The sequence below is a fragment of the Acidovorax sp. 22279 genome (assembly GCF_052045435.1).
Taxonomy (GTDB): Bacteria; Pseudomonadota; Gammaproteobacteria; order Burkholderiales; family Burkholderiaceae_C; genus Acidovorax; species Acidovorax delafieldii.
Genome location: NZ_JBQEOV010000011.1, coordinates 119,578 through 142,814, shown reverse-complemented (window position 1 = coordinate 142,814; position 23,237 = coordinate 119,578). Strand labels below are relative to the sequence as shown.

Below are 23,237 nucleotides of genomic sequence, written 5' to 3'. Positions count from 1 at the left end.
GGTCAAAGCACCGCAGCGCGCCTCGGGGGTAATCGGCGCGCGCAGGCGCAAACGCCGGGTGCGTCCCTAGAATGTCCCGCCTCACACCCGAAAGACCGCTTCCATGACCCAGGGACTGATCCGAATCCGCGGCGCACGCCAGCACAACCTCAAGAACCTGGATCTGGACATCCGTACCGGAGAACTCACGGTGGTCACAGGCCCCAGTGGCTCGGGCAAGTCCAGTCTGGTGTTCGACACGCTCTATGCCGAGGGCCAGCGCCGGTATGTGGAGACCTTCAGCGCCTATGCGCGCCAGTTCCTCGACCGCATGGACAAGCCCGCCGTGGACAAGGTCGAGGGTGTGCCCCCGGCCATTGCCATCGACCAGACCAACCCGGTCCGCTCCAGCCGATCCACCGTGGGCACGATGACGGAGCTGAACGACCACCTGAAGCTGTTGTTCGCGCGTGCCGGCCAGTTGTTCGACAAGCAGACGGCACAGCCGGTGCGGCATGACACGCCCGAGACCATTTATGCGGAGCTACAGCAGCGCAGCGCCGCAGCGGGCGACCCGCGCATCGTCTTAACGTTCCCCGTGGAGCTGCCTGCCAACACCAGCGCCGAGCAGGTCGAGCAATGGCTGTCTGCCAGTGGCTTCACCAAGGTGCAGGCCGAGCGCGAAGTGGCCACGCCCACCGGCCCGCGCAAGGTGCTGGATGTGGTGGCCGACCGGTTCCGGCTGGGCAACGCCGAGAAGGCGCGCGTGATCGAAGCCATCGAGGTCGCGCTCAAGCGCGGCACGGGGCGGCTGAATGTCTATCGTCTCGTGGATGAGGGTGAGGCCGAACTCTGGCGCTTCTCCACCGGCCTGCACTGCCCTGACAGCGACCTGCGCTACAGCGACCCCATCCCCTCGGCCTTCTCGTTCAACTCCGCCGTGGGCGCGTGCGACAGCTGCCGGGGCTTTGGCCGCGTGATCGGCGTGGACTACGGCCTGGTCATCCCCAACGACAAGCTCACCCTGCGCGCCGGTGCCATCAAGACCATCCAGACGCCGGCATGGAAGGAAGCGCAGGACGACCTCATGCGCCACGCAGAGGCGGCAGGCATCCCGCGCGACACGCCGTGGAACAAGCTCACGGACGATCAGAAGAAATGGGTCATCGGCGGCGCGCCCGGCTACAAGGACGGCCAGTGGAGCAAGCAGTGGTATGGCATCAAGCGCTTCTTCGAGTACCTGGAGAGCAAGGCCTACAAGATGCACATCCGCGTGCTCTTGTCCAAGTACCGCAGCTACACGCCGTGCCCCACCTGCGCCGGTGCACGCCTCAAGACCGAAAGCTTGCTGTGGCGCATCGGCCGTAAGGAAGATGCCGATGCGGTGCTGGAGCCTGGCAAACGGTTCATGCCCGAGGGGGTGCAGTGGTCGCGCGAGCAACTCGAAGCGCTGCCCGGCCTGTGCCTGCATGACCTGATGCTGCTGCCTATCGACCGCCTGCGAAGGTTCTTTGATCGCATGCAGTTGCCGGTAGGCGACGATGCCAAAGGCGGCGATGCGCAAGCGCTCAAATTGCTGCACGAAGAAATCACCACGCGCCTCAGATACCTGTGCGACGTGGGCATTGGCTACCTCACGCTCGACCGGCAAAGCCGCACGCTGAGCGGTGGCGAGGTGCAGCGCATCAACCTGACCACGGCCCTCGGCACCTCGCTGGTCAACACGCTCTTCGTGCTGGACGAACCCAGCATCGGCCTGCACCCGCGCGACATGCACCGCATCACCGAGGCCATGCTGCGCCTGCGCGACGCGGGCAACACCCTGGTGGTGGTGGAGCACGACCCGGCCGTGATGCTCGCGGCCGACCGCATGATCGACATGGGCCCTGGGCCCGGTCGCCTGGGTGGGCAGATCGTGTTCGACGGCACCACCGCCGACCTGCGCAAGGCCGACACCCTCACCGGCGCCTACCTGGGCGGGCGCAAGCATGTGGGCTTTGGCTTCAAGCGCATGGTGACGGAATCGACCCCGCGCCTTATCCTGGAAGGCGCGCGCGAGCACAACCTGCAGGATGTGACAGTCGAATTTCCGCTGCAGCGCCTGGTCACCGTGACGGGCGTGAGCGGCTCGGGCAAGTCGAGCCTGATCCAGGATGTATTGGCCCCCGCGCTGTTGCGCCACTTCGGCAAGGCCACGGATGCACCGGGCGCGCACGACCGCATGCTGGGCGCCGACCACCTGTCGGACGTGGTGTTCGTGGACCAATCGCCCATCGGCAAGACCGCACGTTCCAACCCCGTGAGCTACGTGGGCGCGTGGGACAGCATTCGCGAACTGTTTGCCGTGGCGCCGCTGTCCAAGCAGCGCAGTTACACCGCCGCCAAGTTCAGCTTCAACAGCGGCGACGGGCGTTGCCCCACCTGCGGCGGCTCGGGCTTTGAGCATGTGGAGATGCAGTTCCTGAGCGACGTGTACCTGCGCTGCCCTGACTGCGACGGCAAGCGCTACCGGCCCGAGATTCTGGAGATCACCATTGAGCGCGGCGGCAAATCGCTGAATGTGGCGGATGTACTGGCGCTGACCGTGGCCGAAGCTGCGGCCGTCTTTGCGAACGACCGCGACGTGATCCGCGCGCTGCAGCCCATCGTGGACGTGGGGCTCGAATACGTGGCGCTGGGCCAGCCCGTGCCCACCCTGTCGGGCGGCGAGGCGCAGCGCCTCAAGCTCGCAGGCTTTCTGGCCGAGGCTGCACGCGTACAAAGCAAATCGCGCCAGACGGTGGCGCGCAAGGGCACCCTGTTCCTGTTCGACGAACCCACCACCGGCCTGCACTTTGACGACATCGCCAAGCTGATGCGCGCACTGCGCAAGCTCATTGACGCGGGGCACTCGCTCATCGTCATCGAGCACAACCTGGACGTGATCCGCGCGAGCGACTGGCTGATCGACCTGGGGCCGGAAGGCGGCTACGCAGGTGGCCTCATCGTGGCCGAGGGCACGCCCGAAGATGTGCGGGCCCATGCCACCTCGCACACCGGGCAGGCACTGCGCGACTACGAACTGGCGCTGGGCGTGGGCGGTCACTCGTTGCACGAAAAGGCTGCGACGCTACGAAAATCAGAGCGCCTTGCGCATATGAATCTAGCGCCTGCGGCCAAAAACGCCATAGAAATCGTCAATGCGAAGGAACACAACCTCAAGAACCTGAGCGTAGACATCCCGCGTGGCAAGTTCAATGTGGTGACGGGCGTGAGCGGCTCGGGCAAGTCCACGCTGGCGTTCGACATCCTGTTCAACGAAGGCCAGCGCCGCTACCTCGAATCCCTCAATGCCTATGCGCGCTCCATCGTGCAGCCTGCAGGCCGGCCCGAGGTGGATGCGGTGTACGGCATTCCGCCTACCGTCGCCATCGAGCAGCGCCTGTCGCGCGGCGGGCGCAAGTCCACCGTGGGCACCACCACCGAGGTGTGGCACTTCCTGCGCCTGCTGTACGTCAAGCTCGGCACGCAGCACTGCGTGAAGGACGGCGCCGCCGTTCAGCCGCAGACGCCCGAGAGCATCGCCGCGCAGCTGCTCACGCAGTTCCGCGGCCAGCACATCGGCCTGCTCGCGCCACTGGTGATGAACCGCAAGGGCGTGTACACCGAACTGGCCGACTGGGCCCGCCCGCGCGGCTACACGCATCTGCGCGTGGATGGCAACTTCTTGCCCACCACTAATTTCCCGCGCATCGACCGCTTCAAGGAACACACCATCGAGCTGCCCGTGGCCAGCCTCGATGTGTCGCCCGAGAACGAAGCGGCTTTGCGCACCGCGCTGGCCGATGCGCTCACGCATGGCAAGGGCGTGGTGCATGTTCTCTCGGGCATCACAGGCCTGCGTGAAGCCATGGAGGGCGGCCAGCCAACGGCCGGTATTGGCACGCTCCAGGCGTTCTCCACCAAGCGCGCCTGCCCGGTGTGCGCCACCAGCTATGCCGAGCTGGACCCGCGCCTCTTCAGCTACAACAGCAAGCACGGCTGGTGCCCCGACTGCGTGGGCACCGGCGTCAAGCTCACCAAGGACCAGCGCAAGGTGTTTGACGACTCGGTGCAGGACGACAAGGAAAAAGGCCGCGAGCAGACCTTTGCCGAGCCCGAGGTGGAAGACCTGGCCGAAACGGCCTGCCCGAGCTGCAGCGGCACACGCCTGAACGCCACCGCGCGTGCTGTGCAGTTTGCCGGTGTGGGCATCACCGACATTGCCGCGCTGTCCGTGACCGATGTGCGCCGCTGGGTCGAGACCCTGCGCATTGAAGGTGGCATGACGGCGCGCGAGGCCGATATTGCCCGTGACCTGGTGCCCGAGATCCAGAGCCGCCTCGAATTTCTGGAAGAAGTGGGCCTGGGTTACCTCACGCTGGACCGGGGTGCGCCCACGCTCAGCGGTGGCGAGGCCCAGCGCATCCGCCTGGCCGCGCAGCTGGGCAGCAACCTGCAGGGCGTGTGCTACGTGCTCGACGAGCCCACCATCGGCCTGCATGCGCGCGACAACCAGATTTTGCTCAACGCCCTGCACAAGCTGGGCGACAAGGGCAACACGCTGGTGGTGGTGGAGCACGACGAAGACACCATTCGCCGTGCCGACCACATCATCGACATTGGCCCCAGCGCGGGCAAACGCGGCGGGCGCCTGGTGGCGCAGGGCAGCGTGGCCGACATCACGGGCGCCGAAGATTCACAGACCGGCCGCTACCTGCTGCACGCCATGAAGCACCCGCTGCAACTGCGCCGCAGCATGTCGGCCAGCGAAGTCAGTGCCGAGGCCACTGCCGCTTTTGCCCAGGCCGAAGCTGCAGTACCCACCGGTCGCCAAAGCGCCGCCGTCAAGAAGCGCGCCGCCCAGGCTGCATCGCTGGCCGCTGACGCGCTGACCGAGGCCAAGGAACGCGCCGCCATGCGCTGGCTCACGGTGCATGGCGCGCAGTTGCACAACCTGCAGAACGTGACGGCCACCGTGCCGCTGCACCGCCTCGTGGCAGTGACGGGCGTGAGTGGCTCGGGCAAGTCCACGTTGGCGCGTGACGTGCTGCTGGCCAATGTGCAGGCCTGGGTGCAACAGCGCAGTACCAAGGCCGGGCGTGATGCCATGGACGCTGGCAAGGCGCCGCCACTGGTCGGTTGCACGGGCCTGTCGGGCTTCGAGAGCATCGACCGCGTGCTCGAAGTGGACCAGACGCCCATCGGCAAGACGCCGCGTTCATGCCCCGCCACCTACATCGGCTTCTGGGACACCATCCGCAAGCTGTTTGCTGAAACGCTGGAGGCCAAGGCCCGTGGCTATGCCGCTGGGCGCTTCAGCTTCAACACCGGCGAAGGCCGGTGCCCCAGCTGCGAAGGCGCGGGCGTGCGCACCATCGAGATGAGCTTCTTGCCTGACGTGAAGGTGCCCTGCGAGACCTGCCACGGCGCGCGCTTCAACCCCGAAACGTTGGCCGTCACCTGGCGCGGCAAGAGCATCGGTGACGTGCTGCAGATGGAGGTGGACGAGGCCGTGGGCTTCTTCGCCACCATGCCCAGCATTGCGCATCCGCTGCAGCTCTTGCAGGACGTGGGCCTGGGCTACCTCACGCTGGGCCAGCCGTCACCCACGCTCAGCGGTGGCGAGGCGCAGCGCATCAAGCTGGTGACCGAACTCACCAAGGTGCGCGACGAGGTCGGCCGACGGGGCCAGAAGGCGCCGCATACGCTGTATGTGCTGGACGAGCCCACGGTGGGGCTGCACATGGCCGACGTGGACAAGCTCATCCGCGTGCTGCACCGCCTGGTGGACGGCGGCCACAGCGTGATCGTGATCGAACACGACCTCGACGTGATCGCCGAAGCCGACTGGATTCTGGACCTGGGGCCCGAGGGCGGTGGCGCAGGCGGTCGCATCGTGGCGGCGGCCACGCCCGAAGACGTGGTGGCGGCGGGTACCCACACCGGCAAGGCCCTCGCACCCGTGCTGGCCCGCTGAGGCGTGCAGGGCTGACGGCAGGAGGCTGGGCCAGCCTGGTGGTTGGCGCACAGCCCTGTCGGCCTCTGTCCTACGCACTGCGCAGAACATGGCGCACGCGCTGCATGGGATGGGCTTCCTACGATGGATTGCAGGGGATCGGCTCCCCACCTTCCATCCACATTTCAAGGACGCCCATCACCATGAACGCATTCAAATTCCTCAAGACCTGTACCGCTCTGGCGGCCACCTCCGTGTTGCTGGTGGCCTGCGGCGGTGGCAATAACGACGACCCATCTCCCAGCAACGAGCCCGGTGTGCTGACAGTCAGCAACGCCACCATCGACGGCCTGAATGGCGTGTATGGCAATGGCGCTCTCAACCTCACCGATGTCGACAAGAAGAACCCTGTCGGTTCGGTGCCGGAGCTGTGCACCTTCCGGTTTGATGGCGCCAACAAGGTGGGCTCATCGGCCACGGCCTTTGGCGATATCCGTTACCGCCCCGACGCCACCAGCCTGCACCAGGTGTTCCTGACGTTCGATGGCAAGGAATACGGCAGCGGCGAACCCACCGACACTGCCGTGGTCCGCGAAAGCGACCAGGTGCGCTTCAGCGGCAAGACGCTGACGGCGTCGGATGGATCTGGCGCCACGCTGCGCGTCAGCGGTATCGTGCCCATGCGCCCCAACCGTCCGTCGGGCTGTTGAGTCCGCGTTTCGCGCCTCTGAGACTCGGCTCAAGATCTGATTGCTTGTCTCCCTCCCCGGTCCCTTCGGCCGGTTCAGCCCCAGCTGCGATAGCGGCAGGGGCTTTTTTTTATGGCGCGTGCGCGGGTGCACACAGCTCTCCGTTGGGTTGCGGCGCAGGGCTGGGCGAACCTGTGCACCTGCGATCCCGGTGCGCGCAGCGGTTTGCTGGCGGCACAATGCATCGGTGTGCGTGCGGCGCTGTGGCCGCGCTGCACGCTACCCATCGTCCATGCCCGTACCACCCCCTCAACCAACCACCGTGGTGTGGCTGCACCCCGAAGCACCTGCCAAGCCGGCCGAGGGAGCACCCTGCAATGGCTGTGGTCTGTGTTGCTTGGCGGAACCCTGTCCGCTGGGTGTACTGGTCTCGCGCCGCCGCCGTGGCGCGTGCGTAGCCCTGCGCTGGAGCGATGTGGACCAGCGCTACTGGTGCGGCATGGTGGCCGATCCGGCCGGGGTGACGGGGCTCACCCACCCCTGGGCAGTGCGCGCCATGTCGGCGCTGGCGCGGCGCTGGATCGCATCGGGCGTGGGTTGTGATGCGCGGCTGGACGTGCAGGGTCCGCCACCAGGCAACCAGCTGAAGTAGACTGCTATAAATTCAATAGCTATTCGGGCATGTTCGACTAGTGCAAGCAGTGAATTGGACTGAAATTTCATCCCCCCGCACTGCGCCGAGCCAGGTGCACGCCCGCCAGCATGCAGCGCACCGATCCACCCGCCAGTTCGATGGTTGGCACGTCCAACGGCAGCAAGCGGGCGCTTTGCTCGATGGTGGCACGCTGCGCCGGTGTGAGGCTGGCAGCGGCGCGCGCCGACAGCGCCAGCACCCGGCCCTGGTCGCCCGAGAGCTCCAGCGCGTTGCCGCCAAATTCCATGATCTGGTGGGGGCTCAGGGCGATGACCTCGCGGCCCGTCTCGCGCAGGCGCTCGCACACGGCTGCACGGCGCGCAGGGTCGGTGATCATGTGAAAGCCACCCAGCGCAAACGCGGTGCCGATGCAGAGCATCACGTTGGTGTGGTAGCAGGGCTGGCCCTCGTCGTCGGCCGTGGCAAAGACCATGGGCTCGTAGTTGAAGTGCGTGCAAAAGCGCTCCAGAGCCACGGGGTCGGCGCGGTTCGATTGCGCGGTGTAGGCAATGCGGCCGATGTGGTCCAGGACCATCGCACCGGTGCCCTCCAGAAACATGCCATCGGCCTCCAGTCCCGAGTAGTCGATCACGTCCTGCACGCGGTACTCGGTCTTGAGCAACTCGATGACATCGCTGCGCCGCTCTCGCCGCCGGCTCCTGGCGTACATGGGGTAGATCGCCACATGGCCGCCCGCGTGGGTAGAGAACCAGTTGTTGGGGAACACTGCGTCGGGCGTGTCGTGCTCGCCGGGGGCGTCGAACAGGTGCACGCGCACCCCTGCGCCCTCCAGGCGCTCTGCAGCAGCAGTGACCTCGGCAAACGCGCGACGCGAGGTGTCACGGGCCGCCGGCTGCGCGGTGCGCACTTGAAAGGCGTTGTCGGCGGCGGTTTCGGGGTTGGGGTGAAAGCTGTGCGGGCGCACCATCACAACGGCGCTGGGGGCTTGGACTGAGGCGTGCATGGCGGGGCTGGGTGTGAAAGAAGCGGGAAGAAGTCCCAGAATTTTCTTGGCAGCCCCTGCTATCCTCTAGCCTCACAACTGGTCAAAATGGCTGATAAATTGCCGTTCTGCCAGTTCTGAAGCCCACTATGACCAAGCTCGACGACACCGACCGCGAAATCATCAGCATCTTGCGTGCGGACGCGCGCACCCCTGTGGCCACGTTGGCGCAAAAGCTGCGCGTATCGCGCGGCACAGTGCAGAACCGCCTGCACAAGATGGAAGAGAGCGGCGTCATCACCGGCTACACCGTGCGCCTGCGCCCTGATTCCGAGCCGCAGCGCATCCGTGCGTGGATGAGCATTGCGGTCGAAGGCAATGCCGCCCCCGCCGTCATCCGGGCGCTGCGCGGCGAGCCCACGGTGGGGACGCTGCACACCACCAATGGCCGCTGGGACATCGTGGCCGAGGTGCGTGCCGAGAGCCTGGAGGCGTTTGACGCGGCCCTGGGCCGCATTCGCCTCACGCCCGGCATTGGTAACACCGAAACCAGTATCTTGCTGTCCACCTACAAGGCGTGATGCGGCCCTGGCGGTGCACCAGCGCAAGGGCTGCGCGCTGGCGCCTGGGCGACAGCGGCTAGGGGGTTTCCGCATGCCCTCGCAGCGCGGCCTGCAGTCCAATGGTGAAGTCTTTGTTTTTGCATTTTCAGGAGCCTCGCCATGCAACGTCGCCAGATCATCCAATGGGGAGCCGCCAGCCTCGCCGCCCCCGCGTTCCTGGCGCAGGCCCAGAGCTTTCCCAGCAAGCCCATCAAGCTGGTCATCGCCTTTCCGGCCGGAGGCCCCACCGACATCACCATGCGGTCGCTGGCCGACAACGCCAGCAAGATCCTGGGCCAGCCCGTGATCGTGGAGAACAAGCCCGGAGCCGGCGGCACCTTGCCCGCACAGCAGCTGCAAACGTCTCCCGCCGATGGCTACACGGTGGCGCAGATTCCGCTGGGCGTGTTCCGCCTGCCCTACACCACCAAGATCAACTGGGACCCGGTCAAGGACATCAGCTACGTGCTCAACGTCACCGGCTACGCGTTTGGCCTGGTGGTGCCTGCCGACTCCCCGCTCAAGACCTGGACGCACTTCGTGGCCTGGGCCAAGGCCAACCCCGGCAAACTGAGCTACGGCTCCACCGGCACCATGACCAGCCCGCACCTGACCATGGAACTCATCGCCCAGCAGCTGGGCCTGGAGCTGCTGCACGTGCCCTACAAGGGCAGCGCCGACCTCATGCAATCCATCCTGGGCGGGCAGATCATGGCGGCGGCCGACTCCACGGGCTTTGCACCGCAGGTCGAGGCGGGCAAGCTGCGCGTGCTCAACACCTGGGGCGCCGAGCGCCTGGCCAAGTTCCCCGATGCACCCACGCTCAAGGAGCTGGGCCTGAACCTGGTGCAGAACTCGCCCTTTGGCATTGGCGCCCCCAAGGGCACGCCCGATGCGGTGGTCAAGCGCCTGCACGATGCCTTCAAGCAGGCCATGGAGCAGGAGAGCTACAAGACAGCACTGGCCCGCTACGACATGGTGCCGATGTACATGAGCACGTCGGCGTACAAGAAGTTTGCGCAGGACACCTTCACGCGCGAGAAGGCGCTGGTAGAGAAACTGGGCTTGGCCAAACCCACCTGAGGCCACTCCCTTCGGAGGGCGCAATGCGTTCCGTGTGATGATCCGCAGCATTGAACGGAACTCACACACGATATGGCATCCCCCTCCGACAGCATCAGCATGGCCCTGTTTTGCGACTTTGAAAACGTCGCCCTGGGCGTGCGCGATGCACAGTACGAAAAGTTCGACATCAAGCCCATCCTGGAGCGCCTGCTGCTCAAGGGCTCCATCGTGGTCAAGAAGGCCTATTGCGACTGGGAGCGCTACAAGGGCTTCAAGGCCACCATGCACGAGGCGAATTTCGAGCTGATCGAGATCCCCCATGTGCGCCAGTCGGGCAAAAATTCGGCCGACATCCGCCTGGTGGTGGACGCGCTGGACCTCTGCTACACCAAGTCGCACGTCAACACCTTCGTCATCATCAGCGGCGACTCGGACTTCTCGCCGCTGGTGTCCAAGCTGCGCGAGAACAACAAGCAGGTGATCGGCGTGGGCGTGAAGCAGTCCACGTCCGATCTGCTGATTGCCAACTGCGACGAATTCATCTTCTACGACGACCTGGTGCGCGAAAACCAGCGCGCCCAGGCCCGTCGCCAGAGCCCTGGCAGCAACCCGCCACCAGCACCCCGTCGCAGCCCCGAGGAGGAGCGCAGCCGCAAGGAAAGCCAGGACGCGCGCCGCACCCAGGGCGTGGAGCTGGCGGCCGAAACGTTTGAAGCCCTGCTGTCCGAGCGCGGCGACACCGGCAAGATCTGGGCCTCGGTGCTCAAGGAGGCCATCAAGCGCCGCAAGCCCGATTTCAGCGAAGGCCGCTACGGCTTTCGCACCTTTGGCAACCTGCTGGAGGAAGCGCAGGCGCGCGGCCTGCTGGAGTTTGGGCGCGATGAAAAATCGGGTGCGTATGTGTTCCGCAGCCACGGTGGGTCGACCGCCGCCGCGCCCGCGCGGCCTGAAGGAGCCGGTGAGCGAGCCAGCCAGGGCGGCGCCACGCGGCATGACTTTCATGCGGTGGCGACGGCACCCGATCTGCGTTCTGACAGTGGCGAAGGGCAGGGCGCGCCGGGCCGCAGCCGGGGGCGTCGTGGTGAGGGCGCAGACCGCACGGACACACGCTCCACGCAGCGCAGCGAGCCGCGCAATGACTCGAACCAGGAGCCACAGGCGTCCGAGCAGGCGGATGTGCCGTCAGAGCGCCCGGCCAGCCGCTATTTCAGCCAGCCGGTGGCCCACGAGGCCGGGCCATTGGAGCGGGTGATCGACAGCAGCCCTGAGCAGGATGCGCGCGCCGAAGCGTTGGATGGCTCCGAGGCCCCGGCAGCGCAGATGCCTGCTGAGAACGATGGTGCCGAGCCTGCAGCCCCTCGCCGCAGCCGCGCCCGCAGTGGAGGCGGTGCCAAGCCAGCTGCCAGCGCCCCCAAGGCTGCTGCTGCGCCCCGGGCGCGTGGCGCGCGTGCCGTGGCGGATGCGGGCGGTGCTACAGGTGCCGAGGCATCGGCTTCTGCGGCCGAGGCACCAGCCGCTGAGGCACAAGACGCGGCTCCCACCAAGGCGGCCGCTCCCCGTCCACGCAGTCGGGCCCGCAAGCCGGCCGCCAAACCCGCCGAGTAAGCGTTATTGGCCCGCTGCGGTCGCTGAGCGCTGCAGCGCCAGCCGCTCTTGCACTTCTTCGTAACGGGGGGGCGTGCAGCCCGCCCGCTCCACACAGTAGCTGGCGCTGGCCAGCGCATGGTGCAGCACGGCGCGCAGCCGGGCCTCCGCAACGGGCGCCGTCAGGCCACCCGGGCGCAAGGTCAGGGCTTCTTCGCCCCGCTCAGGCCCTGCCAGCCAGGCGGTGATCAACCCCGCCAGAAAGCAGTCGCCCGCGCCTACCGTGTCCACCACCGTGATCAGTGCTTCTTCGCGCGCATGCACAGCCAGGCCGTCGCGTTGCAGCAGCCAGGCACCTTCCGGCCCCAGGGTCAGGGCGAGCCATTGGGCCTGTGTTTGCTGCTGCAAATAGTGGGCGCGTTCCAATGCGTTGGCACCCGGAACAGCCAGCGCCTCCAGGTCATCGTCACTCACCTTGATGAGGTGGGCGTGCTGCAGGGCGGCCATCACGTTGGCGCGGTAGGCCTCCGCATCGTCCACGGCCGACAGGCGCAGGTTGGCATCGACCACCACCATGCGGCCTGCTGCGCGCTGCGCTGCCAGCCAGGGCTGGTAAACGGCAGCGTCCTGTGCCACCAGCGCCAGGCAGCCCGTGGCCACTACTTGCAGCTCTGGCAATGCGGCGCAAGCAGCCGTCAGCGCGGCGGCCGTCACCTGGCGGTCGGCCACGCCGTCGCGGTAGAAGCTGTAGCTGGCCTTGCCCTCGGCATCCAGTGCGGCCAGCGCCAGCGCGCTGGGTGCACGCACCGGCGTGGGGGAGGCCAGGGCCACACCCGCGTCGTGCAGGCCGCGTGCCAGTTGTCTCCCCAGCATGTCGCCCGATAGCGGGTTGAGGTACAGCGTGCCCACGCCCTGCAGGCCCAGCGCACGCGTGAGGTTGTAGACGGCGCCGCCCGCGCAGGGCTTGAGGCGGCCATCGGGCTCTTCGATCAGGTCAAACAAGGCCTCGCCCGCCGTGGCCACCCGCAGCGGCGGTGCGGTGTGGGCGGGGCTGGAGTCGGCGGACTGGATAGGGAAAACCATAAGTAAATCCACTTGATTTATTAACTTGTCGGCCACTATAGTTCGATCCCACCCACCCGACAAGAGTGGTTCACCTGCCAGCCGCGCAGCACGGGGCCGACAGGAATCTGCCATCCCACAACCCGGAGACAACACCATGCAACGCACCCCCGCCTTTGCGCTTTCTGCCCTTGCCCTCACCGGCGCCCTGGCCTGTGGCCTGGCCCAGGCGCAGACGTCCGAGCCCGTCATCGGCCTCATCACCAAGACCGAGACCAACCCCTTCTTCGTGAAGATGAAAGAGGGCGCCACGGCCGAGGCCAAGAAGCTGGGTGCCAAGCTGGTGTCGGCCGCAGGCAAGACCGATGGCGACAACGCGGGCCAGGTCACGGCCATGGAGAACCTGATCGCCGCCGGTGCCAAGACCATCCTCATCACCCCCAGCGACGCCAAGGCCATCGTGCCCGCGATCAAGAAGGCGCAGGCGCGCGGCGTGATGGTGATTGCGCTCGACAGTCCCACCGAGCCCATGGATGCGACCGACGCGCTGTTTGCCACCGACAACTACAAGGCGGGCGAGCTGATCGGCCAGTATGCCAAGGCCGCCGCGGCGGGCAAGAAACCTGTGATTGCCACGCTGGACCTGTTTCCCGGCCACCCGGTGGGCGCACAGCGGCACAACGGCTTCCTGAAGGGCTTTGGTCTGCAGGCCAACGATGCCAAGAGCAATGAGTTGTCGCGCCCGGCCGAAGTGGTGTGCATGGCCGACAGCTTTGGTGACCGCGCCAAGGGCCAGACCGGCATGGAAAACTGCCTGCAGAAGAACCCCGACATCAACATCGTCTACACCATCAACGAGCCCGCCGCTGCCGGTGCCTACAACGCGCTCAAGGCCGCAGGCAAGGAGAAGAACGTGCTCATCGTCTCGGTGGACGGTGGCTGCGCGGGCATCGCCGACGTGGGCAAGGGCGTGATCGCCGCCACCAGCCAGCAGTACCCGCTGCGCATGGCCGCCATGGGCGTGGCGGCAGGCGTGGAATACGCCAAGACCGGCAAGAAGGTCAGCGGCTACACCGACACCGGCGTGACGCTGATCGCTGCCAAGCCCATGGCGGGCGTGGACAGCAAGGATGTGAAGACCGGCACCGACCTGTGCTGGGGCGCCAAGTAAGAGCCGTTCTCAAAACTCTTCTGGCGTCGTTGCTGCGTCTTGTCGTACTACCGTACTGCCTGCGACGCAGCGCCTAGCCAGAACCGCTTCGCTGAGTTTTGCGATCGGCTCCCAACCGTCAACTGCTTTCTGAGCGCCCCCTTTGTCCACCCGCACGGAGCCGCCATGTCCTCGACCGCTTCCAAACTACCGCCCCTGGCCACGCTGGGGCCGTTCATCGCGCTGATCCTGGCGTGCGCCTTTTTTGCCACGCAGAGCGAGCGTTTCCTGTCGGCGCAGAACTTCGCGCTCATCCTGCAGCAGGTCATGGTGGTGGCGGTGATCGCCATTGGCCAGACGCTGGTCATCCTCACCGCGGGCATTGATCTGTCGTGTGGCATGGTCATGGCGCTGGGCGGCATCGTGATGACCAAGATGGCGGCGGACTACGGCCTCTCGGCCCCCGTGGCGATTGCCTGCGGCATGGCGGTGACCATGCTGTTCGGCCTGATCAACGGCCTGCTGGTCACCAAGATCAAGCTGCCGCCCTTCATCGTCACGCTGGGCACGCTCAACATCGCGTTTGCCGCCACGCAGCTGTACTCGGGCGCGCAGACCATCACCGACATCCCCGCTGGCATGACCGCGCTGGGCAACACCTTCCAGCTGGGGCAGACCGCCATCGTCTGGGGCGCGGTGCTCATGCTGGTGCTGTACCTCGTCACCTGGTTTGCGCTGCGCGAGACCGCGCCGGGCCGCCATGTCTACGCCGTGGGCAACAGCCCCGAGGCCACGCGCCTCACCGGCATTGCCACCGACAAGGTGCTGCTGGGCGTGTATGTGCTGGCCGGCCTGTTCTACGGCATCGCGTCGGTGCTGTCGGTGGCCCGCACCGGCGCGGGCGACCCGAACGCGGGCCAGACCGAGAACCTCGACGCCATCAGCGCCGTGGTGCTGGGCGGCACCAGCCTGTTTGGCGGGCGCGGCATGATTTTGGGCACGCTGGTGGGGGCGCTGATTGTGGGCGTGTTCCGCAACGGGCTCACGCTGATGGGCGTGTCGTCGGTCTACCAAATTCTGGTCACCGGCATCCTCGTGATCCTGGCCGTGGCCACCGACCAATTCTCGCGCAAAGGAGTGCGTTGATCATGAGCACCTCCCCACACACAAGGAACGCGCCGCTGGTCATGCAGGCCAAGGGCCTGGTCAAGCGCTACGGGCAGGTCACCGCGTTGGATGGCGCCGACTTTGAACTGCGCGCCGGTGAAATCCTGGCCGTGATCGGCGACAACGGCGCGGGCAAGTCGAGTCTCATCAAGGCGCTGTCGGGCGCCACCGTGCCCGACGAAGGCGAGATCCTGCTCGACGGCCAGCGCATCCAGTTCAAAAGCCCCATCGACGCGCGCCGCGCGGGCATAGAAACCGTGTACCAGGACCTGGCCGTGGCCCCGGCCATGACGATTGCCGAAAACCTGTTCCTCGGCCGTGAACTGCGCCGCCCCGGACTGCTGGGCAGCGCGCTGCGCATGCTCGACAAGAAGAAGATGCTGGAAGAAAGCGTGGCCCGCATGGCCGAGCTGAAGGTCGGCATCCGCTCCATGACGCAGGCGGTGGAGACACTCTCGGGCGGCCAGCGCCAGTGCGTGGCCGTGGCGCGCGCGGCAGCGTTTGCGCGCCATGTCGTCATCATGGACGAGCCCACTGCCGCCCTCGGCGTGAAGGAGGGCAACATGGTGCTGGAGCTGATCCGCCGCGTGCGTGACAAGGGCCTGCCTGTGATTCTCATCAGCCACAACATGCCCCATGTGTTCGAGATTGCCGACCGCATCCACATCGCCCGCCTGGGCAAGCGCGCTGCCGTCGTCAACCCCAAGAAGATCAGCATGAGCGACACCGTAGCCGTGATGACCGGTGCCATGGCGGCCTCCGACCTGCCCGCTGAATGCCTTGCCTGAAACATGCTGAAAAATATCGACCCCCTGCTGACCCCCGACCTGCTCAAGGTGCTGGCCGAGATGGGCCATGACGACGCCATCGTGCTGGCCGATGCCAACTTCACCGCCATGAGCCTGGGCGCGGGCAAGCCCGTGCTGCGCCTGCCCGGCATTGGCATGGCGCGTGCCGTGCAAGCGGTGGCCAGCGTGCTGCCATTGGCGCAGGACGTGCCGCACCCCGTGGCCTACATGCAGGTGGGCGGCACCGAGGTGCCGTACCGATCGGCCCTGCAGCGCGAAACCATGGACGTGCTGGCACGCGAGGGCGTGGCCAGCGAGCAGGCCGAAGGCGTGGAGCGTTTTGCGTTCTACGAGCGCGTCAAAAAGGCCTATGCCATCGTGGTGACGGGCGAGCTGCAGCCCTGGGGCAACTTCCTGCTGCGCAAGGGCGTCATCGGCGACACTCTGACCGCTTGATCGTTTCATCACCATGCTGGACACCGACGCATCCCTACCCGCCGTTGACAACACTGCCGCCAGCCCCGCGCTGCTGCGCCAGCGCGGCTCCAACCATGTGGGGCTGCGCCAGTTCAACGAGCGTGTGGTGCTGCAGGCGCTGCGCACCCATGGCAGTCTGGCCAAGGCCGAGATGGCGCGGGTCACGGGCCTCACGGCGCAGACCATCGGCCTCATCACCGCCCGGCTGGACGAAGACCAGTTGCTGCGCCGCGAAGCGCCCGTGCGCGGCCGCGTGGGCCAGCCTTCGGTGCCCATTGGTCTCAACCCCGACGGCGCCTTTGCCATCGGCATCAAGATCGGCCGCCGCAGCGCCGACTGGCTGCTGGTGGACTTCACCGGCCATGTGCGCGAGCGCATCGTGCTCGACTACGCCTTCCCTGACATCGATGTGCTGTTGCCCGCCATCCGTACGCACCTGAACCAGCTGCTCGACGGCCTGGGCCCGCTGCGCTCGCGCGTGGTGGGCGTGGGTGTGGCCGCGCCGTTCCAGCTGGGCGGCTGGCACCGCATGCTGGGGCTCACCGAGGCGCAGTCCGAAGCCTGGAACAACATCGACCTGGCCGAGCAGGTGCAGCAGATGACCGAGCTGCCCGTGAGCTTTGCCAAAGACACCTCCGCCGCGTGCGTGGCCGAGTTGCTGCAGGGGCGCGGGCGCGACATCCCGAGTTTTTTGTACCTCTTCATGGACACCTTTGTGGGCGGCGGGCTGGTCATCAACTCGCACTTGCACCGGGGTCTTCACGGCAACGCGGGCGCCGTGGCCTCGCTGCCGCTGTCACCCGCCCAGCCGGGCCAGGCACCCGCACAGCTCATCAGCCAGGCATCTTTGTGGGAGCTGGAGCAGCGCTTTCGCGAACACGGCCTCGACCCCATGGCCGCCTACGACAAGCGCGTGCTGCAGGCCCCTTGGCTGGAACACAGCCGGGGCTGGATCGCGCGCGCTGCGGCGGGCCTGGCGCACTGCATCGTCTCGGCCACCGCGTTTTTGGACCTGGATGCCGTGGTGGTCGATGGCGCCGCAGCCCCCGAGCTGCTGCAGGCGCTGTGCGAAAGTGCCCGCCACGCGCTGGCCGACTACAACTGGGAAGGCCTGCACCAGCCGCCCCGGCTGGAGCTGGGCACCATGGGCTCGGATGCCCGCGCGCTGGGCGGAGCACTGCTGCCGCTGCATGCGTGTTTTGCGCCGGATACCGATATCTTCCTCAAGGCTTGATGGTCGTGCTATTGAAATAATAGCTATCACGGCATATTCCACTGGCGCAAGCGGGCGTTTTCAGTCAAAACTGCTTCCTGGAGGTCTTGCGTGCACTGTGCCGTCTCGGGAGCGCTGGCCCAGTTGCGTCGATCAGCCAGGGGCTGTGGCGACTGCGACCTGTTGCCTGCTGCGCTTGCTTCGCTGACAGTTAGCGCCCCGCCAGGATCGCCCGCGCCACTTCGGCAAACCCCGCGCCCCGTTCGCCCTGCGTCACATAGCGTGGCAGATGTGTGAGCTGCGGCACAAACCGCGCGATATTGGCCACGCCCACGCTGTGGGTGAAGTGCTGGAACATCGCCTGGTCATTGCCCGAGTCGCCCACAAACACCCAGCGGTCCAGTTCCTGCGCAAGGTCGCGGCCCAGCAGCTCGCGCACGATCCAGTTGGCACCCTGCCATTTGTTGAAATCCCCAAAGCAGCCATGGATGTGGATGCTGCTCACCGTGGTCTGCATGCCTTCGCGCTGCAGTAAGTCCAGCACCTGCTGCACGGTCTCGGGCGGGTGCCGGTCGAACTCGGCGTAGTCAAATGCCAGGTCCGTCTCACGCCCGGCGCTGTCGCGGCTGAGGGCGACGCCTGGCACTTCCGCCGCGACCTGGGCGGCGATCTCACGCATGCGCGCCTGGTTGGCATTGCGCGTGGCGGCGTCTTGCTGGTAGCGCTTGACCAGCGTTGGTTGAGCGCCAGAGCTGCGGGTAAATGCCACGGCACCGTTCTCTGCCACCATGGCATCGACAGGCCAGGTCGAACCGGCAGGCCCCGCCATGAAAGGCTCGCACCAGCCAATCGGCCGCCCGGTGATGGGAATGACCACCAGGCCCGCGGCCTTCAGGGCGGCCAGCGCCTGCAGCGCATCGGGCGTGATGGCGCCCTCGGTGGTCAGGGTGTCGTCGATGTCGGTGAATATTCCCGCGATGGTGGAGCGAGCGGCCAAATTCCAGTGAGGCAGGGGCAGCATGTGGCAAATGCAGGAAGTGTTCTGGCCTGATGATCAGCGCGCAGCTTGCAGGAGGGGCCTCTCGATGCAGCGGAACCACAGCATGCTGATGGCAACAATTGCAACGGGAAGACCGAGCAGGAAGAAGAGCAATGACTGCGGTTCCGAAATACCAAGGGACATGCGCATTCGACCGCTGGCATCGAGCAGGAAGGTGTGAAGCAGATACAAACTGTACGAAGCATCGCCCACCGCTACCAGCCAGGTGGGCGGTGAAAACCTGGTTTGCTCGAGGCACAGGGCAATGACTAGAGTGGCAACGCCCACCACCCCGAAGCTCGCCGCCCGCATGACTTCGACACGATCAAAAAACGGCGACATGGAACCTATCGCAAAGCCCGAGGCTATCAGCAGGAGGCACAGCGGGATGGTGGTTTGACGTGTTCGAAAGATTGGAGCGCGTCTGTCATAGGCGTGGGCGACCAGTGCTCCTGCCAGGAACTCCAGCCCCAGTCCGGTGAGTCCATACCGTAGCGGTTGGTTGCCTTCAAACACACCTTGCGGGTCGATGATGACCCATGCGATGCCCCAAGCCGCGAGTACCAGCATTATCAAAACGATGGCTTTGATCCGATATCGCGTCGGAACGACTGCAATGGGAATGATCCACAGGTAGAAGTAGATTTCCATCGTCAGCGACCATGCTGGAGGCAGCCAGTTGTCCCAAATGTTGGGGTACAGCAGCAGTGTGCTGAAAATTATCTTCTGCAGTGGTGGCAGGCTCTCCTGGTATGTCCAGACTGTCGTCAGTGCGATGAGCAGCAGAACGGGCCAATAACCCAAATAGATGCGTCGCAACCGCTTCATCGCGAAAGGCTTGATGCCGCTCTCAGGAATGGTGCGCAGGGCCGAGCGGTAGACCACGAAGCCGCTGAGTGTGAAAAAAATGTCTACCCCTGAGAAGCCCCACCGTGTGATCGTGCTGGTTGCAGACAATATCGGCGACAGATCCCAATGAGGGTGCATGTGGAAGAAGAGCACCATCAGCGCAGCAATGCCACGCAGGGCTTGGATCCAGTGCAGGTCGGTTTTGACAGCGGTATCAGTCCTCATCGGATAACTCGGGACTGAGAGCCTCGCGCGGCACGTTGCTCACGTCATAGTGCAAAAAAGCAATCAAAAACTGAATGCCGATAATGAGTGGCAGCGCGGCGAACATCACAGTTCCGCTGGAAGCGGGAACTCCGGTGGCCATTCCGTGGAGCCAATGAAAGCCACCGAAGGTGATGCCTATTAGGCACAACAATGCGCCTAGGACGCTGTATAGGCTACCGATATTGAAATCCCGCAGGAGATACAGGTACACGTAGCGCTTGATAAGCCGAGAAATATGCTTGCCCAAAAATTCAGGCAGTATTTTGGAGACCTTTAGATTCGACTCTTCGGATGCATAGACTGAATCCATGGGAACGTCGTGTACGACCGCTCGAATGGTATTCAAGTGGTAAAGCATATCTGTTTCGAAAAAATACCGGCGCTCCAGTTTCGCAAGCGGTAGTTGGCGTAAAACCGCTGTATGAATAGCGGTGTAGCCATTGGTCGGATCCATTGAAGACCAATAGCCGCAACTGAACTTGGTCATCAAAGATAGCACCGCGTTGCCAAACATCCGCACTGGAGGCATGCCGCGCAGGGATTCGGGCCGATAGAAGCGATTGCCCTTTGTGTAGTCGGCTTGCCTGCGTATGAGAGGTCGTACGAACAATGGGAGCAGCGCTGGGTTCATTTGTCCATCACCGTCAATCTTGACTACGATGTCTATCCCATCGGCGATAGCGGCTTCGTAGGCCGTTACTACGGCACCGCCCACGCCCCGGTTCTCGGGGTTGTAAAGTACGCGGACGCGAGGGTCCGAGTTGTGCTTTTCAATAAAGCGGCCACTGCCGTCAGGACAAGCGTCGTCTACAGCGTAGATGACGTTCACTTCGGGCCCAATGGCGGAGATGACCCCGAGGACATGCTGCAATACCTTGTAGCAGGGAATGGCGACAGCAATGCGCATTTTCGTTTTCTCAGCTGGTGGAGGCCAACGCCACGCCTGCCATGATCAGCGCACCGCCAGCCAGCGTGCGCCAATGCAGAGGCTCGCCAAGGAACATCCAGGCCAGCGTTGGAACGATGAGGAATGCAAGGCCCATGAAGGGGTAGGCAAGATGCAGGGGTACATTGCGCAGAATCCATACCCAGCCCAGCGTTGTGAGGCCGTATAGAACCAGCGACGCGATGAGCCAGCCATTGAAGACAAACGCCTGCCATGTCAACGGCGCTGAGAACGCTCCGGACGCTTTCTTGAACAGGATTTGCCCAACGCTGATGGACAGCACGCAGAGCAGTGTGAGCGCTATGGTGACGTTAGGCATTTTCTTGCTCCGATGTCCGGCAAATGATGGGGAGCAAAACCAGCGGTGCAGTGAAAAACGCCAGAAGGTACCGGTATTCCCCCGCGATCGAAAAAATGAAAACGGCGGCCAGCTGCAGGGCATATGTTCCTGCAATCAGTGCAACGACCTTGTCGCGTTGTTTCATCGTGCGGCGAAGCGCCACTGCCAACAATACGAGCCCGCCCCAGGGTGCCCACAGGATTGCGCGATGCTGGATGGAAAAGTCATACCAGGCATGGAGATGTTTGCGCAGCGAGAACTTCAAGGGCTGGACACTGGATATGGACTTGGTGTACGGCAGTATCTTGCTGGTCTCGGAGGGGCCGGGGATGCCGCCATTGGCCATCGCCGCGTACAGGAAGATATTGACACGGCTGGCCATGAAGGCGGGGAAGTTGTGCCACAGGTTGTATTTGAAGAACTCCTTGAGGATGGTTCTTTTGGATTTGTCTGAGAGCGACATAAGAGCGGGGCCCGTGGGAAAGAAGATCAATGGGTCCCAGTAGTAGTGGTCGTAGAACTCGCGGATCTTGTCCAGCGATTGGCCCGTAGAGGTCAGCGCATCGACTGTTTTGGCTGTGACGCGTGGTTGGTCGTGTTCCCACAGCCCCATAGGCCGGTGCTCCAGGAAACCCACCGTTTCATACAGTGCGAGCGGGAATATCGAACCGATAGGGTTCTTGTACTTGTAGATGAACTGGCTGCCAAAGCCGACGATAAGCCAAGGGACGATGACCAAGCTCATGCGGATTCTGTAGGGCTTGGACAGTAGCCAAGTCAATCCCGCAAGCGGTATTAGATTCAACACGCCGTTGGGTCGCCCGAAGATTGCAAACGGTATGGTGACGAAGAAGATCAGCAACGACGATAGATCCACGCTGCGGTTGCGGATGCTCCTCCACACTTCGAACATCATGCCGCTGAGCGCAATCGCATAGATACCGTCCGAGTAGAAGCTGCTGGAGTAGTACACGACGCTGGGCGCCAGTGCGACAAAGATGAGGCAGTAGGCAAAGCTCTTCCACATGCGGCGCGCCAGCATCCAGGCCAGTATGCGTGCGCACACTGCTGCACAAATCAGCATCTGCAAAGCGATCGGAACCTCGACCCGCCCTGTTGCGCCGTAGGTGAGCAGCGCATAGAGATACCAGAATGCCGGCTTGTTGGCTTGGTGAACGCGATCGGTATCGACCTCCAGCATGATGGCAAGGCTGTCTTGCCCCAGAATTCCGGGCCAGGAGGCGACGAGCCAGGCGGCATACACGACGCCAATCAACGCCAAGACGAAGGCGAAGTACTGCAGTTCGGACAGCGCCAGAAAGCGGGTTTTGACGGCGCGCACGGCCGACGCGCCAAACCACACCTGCGAGGACGACGGCTTGAATCTCAAAGCTTGCTTCTCCACTAGATGCCAACTGGCGTAGGCCAGCACCACGGTAATGGCAAGCGATATGCAGAGCGTTCCTGTGAATCCCAGCTGGGGCCATCCATACTGAATGACGGTTTGCTGGATGGGAAATGCGAACAGATAAATGCCATACGAAGGATCTCCCCACCGGCCAGCGCGCCGGATGTATGCCGTGGCTTGAGTTCCGGAATAAATGATGAAAAACGGCAGCCCTAGCAGCAAAGCGCTATGCCGCCAGCCCGCCATCCACACGGAGGCAGTTGCAAGGGCGATGGCTCCGCCCCACAGCACAGGCCGACGGCGCCAGTACGGCTCCAAGGTGTAGAGCGCGGCGCCGGCCAAGAAGAACGCACTCAGCTCACGACCGTGGTGAACCGTGCCGGTCACGTCGGGATTGCTGCGGGCGAGAAACCAGCCGATCAGAACCGCAATGCTCAAAAGCAGCACGGGCCGGTACTTCAACAGACCAATCAACCCCGCCAAGCCCAGCGCAATGTAGCAGCGTACTTCGATGGGAATGGTCCACAGCGACCCATTCACGCCGAGGCGATAGGGGTTGTTCTCAAACACCCCGGGCAGCACGAAATGGATCTTCATCCCCAGCGCCTGCAGGTAGTTGGCCGTTGCGCGGTGTGTCAGGTACTCCTTCAACGGAAGTTGCGTGACCCAGGCGCCCAAGACATAGGCGGTCAATACCACTGCGACGGTAAGGGCTGGCCAGATGCGTAAAAAACGACGAAGCCCGAATCGCCAGAGGTTCGGATCCCTCTGCCAACTGGCATTCACCAGATACCCGCTGAGTACGAAGAAGATGGTGACCGCCAGCCCGCCCAGGCTGTGGATGCCGAAGAAAGACGGCTCCATCTGGCCCGTAAGCGCGAAGTGGTGGCTGTACAGCACCATCGTCGCGGCCACGATGCGGATCGCGTCGAAGTTGTTACCCGGGTGGGTGGCTGGGGATGGCACCCCCGTGTGGGCCTTCATGGAACTCGGGGCGC

General features: G+C 64.6%; 18 protein-coding genes. 11 read left to right on the top strand and 7 right to left on the bottom strand.

Translation table 11 applies throughout. From position 1 onward, the window contains the following. Window positions 1-103: 103 nt before the first annotated feature. From uvrA to ACTJKQ_RS15790, 3 genes are all read left to right on the top strand, one after another. The gene (uvrA, locus tag ACTJKQ_RS15800) at window positions 104-5,977 is read left to right on the top strand and encodes an excinuclease ABC subunit UvrA (RefSeq protein ID WP_440597395.1); all 5,874 of its coding nucleotides are present in this window, start codon (window positions 104-106) and stop codon (window positions 5,975-5,977) included. Window positions 5,978-6,159: 182 nt separating this feature from the next. After that, window positions 6,160-6,666 (top strand): hypothetical protein, encoded by a 507-nt coding sequence (locus ACTJKQ_RS15795; protein WP_056057896.1) that lies wholly within the window; start codon window positions 6,160-6,162, stop codon window positions 6,664-6,666. Between the two features lie 271 nt (window positions 6,667-6,937). Continuing rightward, window positions 6,938-7,297 (top strand): hypothetical protein, encoded by a 360-nt coding sequence (locus ACTJKQ_RS15790; RefSeq protein ID WP_260668555.1) that lies wholly within the window; start codon window positions 6,938-6,940, stop codon window positions 7,295-7,297. Between the two features lie 67 nt (window positions 7,298-7,364). Here the strand turns inward: ACTJKQ_RS15790 and ctlX are convergent, their stop codons facing one another. Then, complete coding sequence (ctlX, locus tag ACTJKQ_RS15785; protein ID WP_440597394.1) at window positions 7,365-8,303, bottom strand: citrulline utilization hydrolase CtlX; 939 nt, start codon at window positions 8,301-8,303, stop codon at window positions 7,365-7,367. Window positions 8,304-8,431: 128 nt separating this feature from the next. Here ctlX and ACTJKQ_RS15780 point away from each other — a divergent pair, with 128 nt between their 5' ends. The 3 genes from ACTJKQ_RS15780 to ACTJKQ_RS15770 all read left to right on the top strand — a co-directional run bounded on the left by ACTJKQ_RS15780 (window position 8,432) and on the right by ACTJKQ_RS15770 (window position 11,554). Then, a complete protein-coding gene (locus ACTJKQ_RS15780; protein WP_056057905.1) occupies window positions 8,432-8,863 on the top strand; it encodes an Lrp/AsnC family transcriptional regulator in 432 nt (143 codons plus the stop codon). Between the two features lie 141 nt (window positions 8,864-9,004). Beyond that, window positions 9,005-9,967: a Bug family tripartite tricarboxylate transporter substrate binding protein gene (locus ACTJKQ_RS15775; protein WP_108498456.1), complete on the top strand. Its 963-nt coding sequence runs from the start codon at window positions 9,005-9,007 to the stop codon at window positions 9,965-9,967. Between the two features lie 72 nt (window positions 9,968-10,039). Then, window positions 10,040-11,554: an NYN domain-containing protein gene (locus tag ACTJKQ_RS15770; protein WP_440597393.1), complete on the top strand. Its 1,515-nt coding sequence runs from the start codon at window positions 10,040-10,042 to the stop codon at window positions 11,552-11,554. A gap of 3 nt (window positions 11,555-11,557) precedes the next feature. Here ACTJKQ_RS15770 and ACTJKQ_RS15765 read toward each other — a convergent pair whose 3' ends face one another. Beyond that, entirely contained in the window at window positions 11,558-12,616 is a 1,059-nt protein-coding gene (locus ACTJKQ_RS15765) for a PfkB family carbohydrate kinase (RefSeq protein ID WP_440597392.1), read from the bottom strand. A 136-nt stretch (window positions 12,617-12,752) separates the two neighbouring features. On the opposite strand from ACTJKQ_RS15765, the gene ACTJKQ_RS15760 reads away from it, so the two are divergent. From ACTJKQ_RS15760 to ACTJKQ_RS15740, 5 genes are all read left to right on the top strand, one after another. After that, window positions 12,753-13,766, top strand: a complete 1,014-nt coding sequence (locus tag ACTJKQ_RS15760; protein ID WP_056638934.1) for a sugar ABC transporter substrate-binding protein — start codon at window positions 12,753-12,755, stop codon at window positions 13,764-13,766. 165 nt (window positions 13,767-13,931) lie between these two features. Then, window positions 13,932-14,891, top strand: coding sequence for an ABC transporter permease (locus ACTJKQ_RS15755; RefSeq protein WP_440597391.1), 960 nt, complete (start codon window positions 13,932-13,934; stop codon window positions 14,889-14,891). Between the two features lie 2 nt (window positions 14,892-14,893). Beyond that, a complete protein-coding gene (locus ACTJKQ_RS15750) occupies window positions 14,894-15,700 on the top strand; it encodes an ATP-binding cassette domain-containing protein (RefSeq protein ID WP_440597390.1) in 807 nt (268 codons plus the stop codon). Window positions 15,701-15,703: 3 nt separating this feature from the next. After that, on the top strand, window positions 15,704-16,156 hold the full coding sequence (locus ACTJKQ_RS15745) for an RbsD/FucU family protein (protein WP_099729239.1): 453 nt from the start codon (window positions 15,704-15,706) through the stop codon (window positions 16,154-16,156). 13 nt (window positions 16,157-16,169) lie between these two features. Beyond that, window positions 16,170-17,411, top strand: coding sequence for an ROK family transcriptional regulator (locus ACTJKQ_RS15740; RefSeq protein WP_055393077.1), 1,242 nt, complete (start codon window positions 16,170-16,172; stop codon window positions 17,409-17,411). A 190-nt stretch (window positions 17,412-17,601) separates the two neighbouring features. Here ACTJKQ_RS15740 and ACTJKQ_RS15735 read toward each other — a convergent pair whose 3' ends face one another. From ACTJKQ_RS15735 to ACTJKQ_RS15715, 5 genes are read right to left on the bottom strand one after another with little or no spacing between them, the layout of a single operon-like run. Next, the gene (locus ACTJKQ_RS15735) at window positions 17,602-18,411 is read right to left on the bottom strand and encodes an HAD-IIB family hydrolase (protein ID WP_440597389.1); all 810 of its coding nucleotides are present in this window, start codon (window positions 18,409-18,411) and stop codon (window positions 17,602-17,604) included. A 33-nt stretch (window positions 18,412-18,444) separates the two neighbouring features. Beyond that, complete coding sequence (locus ACTJKQ_RS15730) at window positions 18,445-19,503, bottom strand: acyltransferase family protein (RefSeq protein ID WP_395456376.1); 1,059 nt, start codon at window positions 19,501-19,503, stop codon at window positions 18,445-18,447. Then, a complete protein-coding gene (locus ACTJKQ_RS15725; protein WP_395456374.1) occupies window positions 19,493-20,452 on the bottom strand; it encodes a glycosyltransferase family 2 protein in 960 nt (319 codons plus the stop codon). Before ACTJKQ_RS15725 ends, ACTJKQ_RS15730 begins: the two co-directional genes overlap by 11 nt. A gap of 10 nt (window positions 20,453-20,462) precedes the next feature. Next, the gene (locus tag ACTJKQ_RS15720) at window positions 20,463-20,810 is read right to left on the bottom strand and encodes an EamA family transporter (RefSeq protein WP_056057932.1); all 348 of its coding nucleotides are present in this window, start codon (window positions 20,808-20,810) and stop codon (window positions 20,463-20,465) included. Continuing rightward, window positions 20,803-23,223 (bottom strand): acyltransferase family protein, encoded by a 2,421-nt coding sequence (locus tag ACTJKQ_RS15715; protein ID WP_440597388.1) that lies wholly within the window; start codon window positions 23,221-23,223, stop codon window positions 20,803-20,805. Before ACTJKQ_RS15715 ends, ACTJKQ_RS15720 begins: the two co-directional genes overlap by 8 nt. Window positions 23,224-23,237 lie beyond the last annotated feature (14 nt).

What these genes read in the sequence shown, in the direction of transcription:
- ACTJKQ_RS15730 (WP_395456376.1), bottom strand. Translation starts at nt 19,503, where the DNA reads ATGAGGACTGATACCGCTGTCAAAACCGACCTGCACTGGATCCAAGCC.
- ACTJKQ_RS15725 (WP_395456374.1), bottom strand. Translation starts at nt 20,452, where the DNA reads ATGCGCATTGCTGTCGCCATTCCCTGCTACAAGGTATTGCAGCATGTC.
- ACTJKQ_RS15750 (WP_440597390.1), top strand. Translation starts at nt 14,894, where the DNA reads ATGAGCACCTCCCCACACACAAGGAACGCGCCGCTGGTCATGCAGGCC.
- ACTJKQ_RS15775 (WP_108498456.1), top strand. Translation starts at nt 9,005, where the DNA reads ATGCAACGTCGCCAGATCATCCAATGGGGAGCCGCCAGCCTCGCCGCC.
- ACTJKQ_RS15740 (WP_055393077.1), top strand. Translation starts at nt 16,170, where the DNA reads ATGCTGGACACCGACGCATCCCTACCCGCCGTTGACAACACTGCCGCC.
- ACTJKQ_RS15765 (WP_440597392.1), bottom strand. Translation starts at nt 12,616, where the DNA reads ATGGTTTTCCCTATCCAGTCCGCCGACTCCAGCCCCGCCCACACCGCA.
- ctlX (WP_440597394.1), bottom strand. Translation starts at nt 8,303, where the DNA reads ATGCACGCCTCAGTCCAAGCCCCCAGCGCCGTTGTGATGGTGCGCCCG.
- ACTJKQ_RS15760 (WP_056638934.1), top strand. Translation starts at nt 12,753, where the DNA reads ATGCAACGCACCCCCGCCTTTGCGCTTTCTGCCCTTGCCCTCACCGGC.
- ACTJKQ_RS15720 (WP_056057932.1), bottom strand. Translation starts at nt 20,810, where the DNA reads ATGCCTAACGTCACCATAGCGCTCACACTGCTCTGCGTGCTGTCCATC.
- ACTJKQ_RS15795 (WP_056057896.1), top strand. Translation starts at nt 6,160, where the DNA reads ATGAACGCATTCAAATTCCTCAAGACCTGTACCGCTCTGGCGGCCACC.
- ACTJKQ_RS15790 (WP_260668555.1), top strand. Translation starts at nt 6,938, where the DNA reads ATGCCCGTACCACCCCCTCAACCAACCACCGTGGTGTGGCTGCACCCC.
- ACTJKQ_RS15755 (WP_440597391.1), top strand. Translation starts at nt 13,932, where the DNA reads ATGTCCTCGACCGCTTCCAAACTACCGCCCCTGGCCACGCTGGGGCCG.
- ACTJKQ_RS15745 (WP_099729239.1), top strand. Translation starts at nt 15,704, where the DNA reads ATGCTGAAAAATATCGACCCCCTGCTGACCCCCGACCTGCTCAAGGTG.
- ACTJKQ_RS15735 (WP_440597389.1), bottom strand. Translation starts at nt 18,411, where the DNA reads ATGCTGCCCCTGCCTCACTGGAATTTGGCCGCTCGCTCCACCATCGCG.
- ACTJKQ_RS15780 (WP_056057905.1), top strand. Translation starts at nt 8,432, where the DNA reads ATGACCAAGCTCGACGACACCGACCGCGAAATCATCAGCATCTTGCGT.
- ACTJKQ_RS15715 (WP_440597388.1), bottom strand. Translation starts at nt 23,223, where the DNA reads ATGAAGGCCCACACGGGGGTGCCATCCCCAGCCACCCACCCGGGTAAC.
- uvrA (WP_440597395.1), top strand. Translation starts at nt 104, where the DNA reads ATGACCCAGGGACTGATCCGAATCCGCGGCGCACGCCAGCACAACCTC.
- ACTJKQ_RS15770 (WP_440597393.1), top strand. Translation starts at nt 10,040, where the DNA reads ATGGCATCCCCCTCCGACAGCATCAGCATGGCCCTGTTTTGCGACTTT.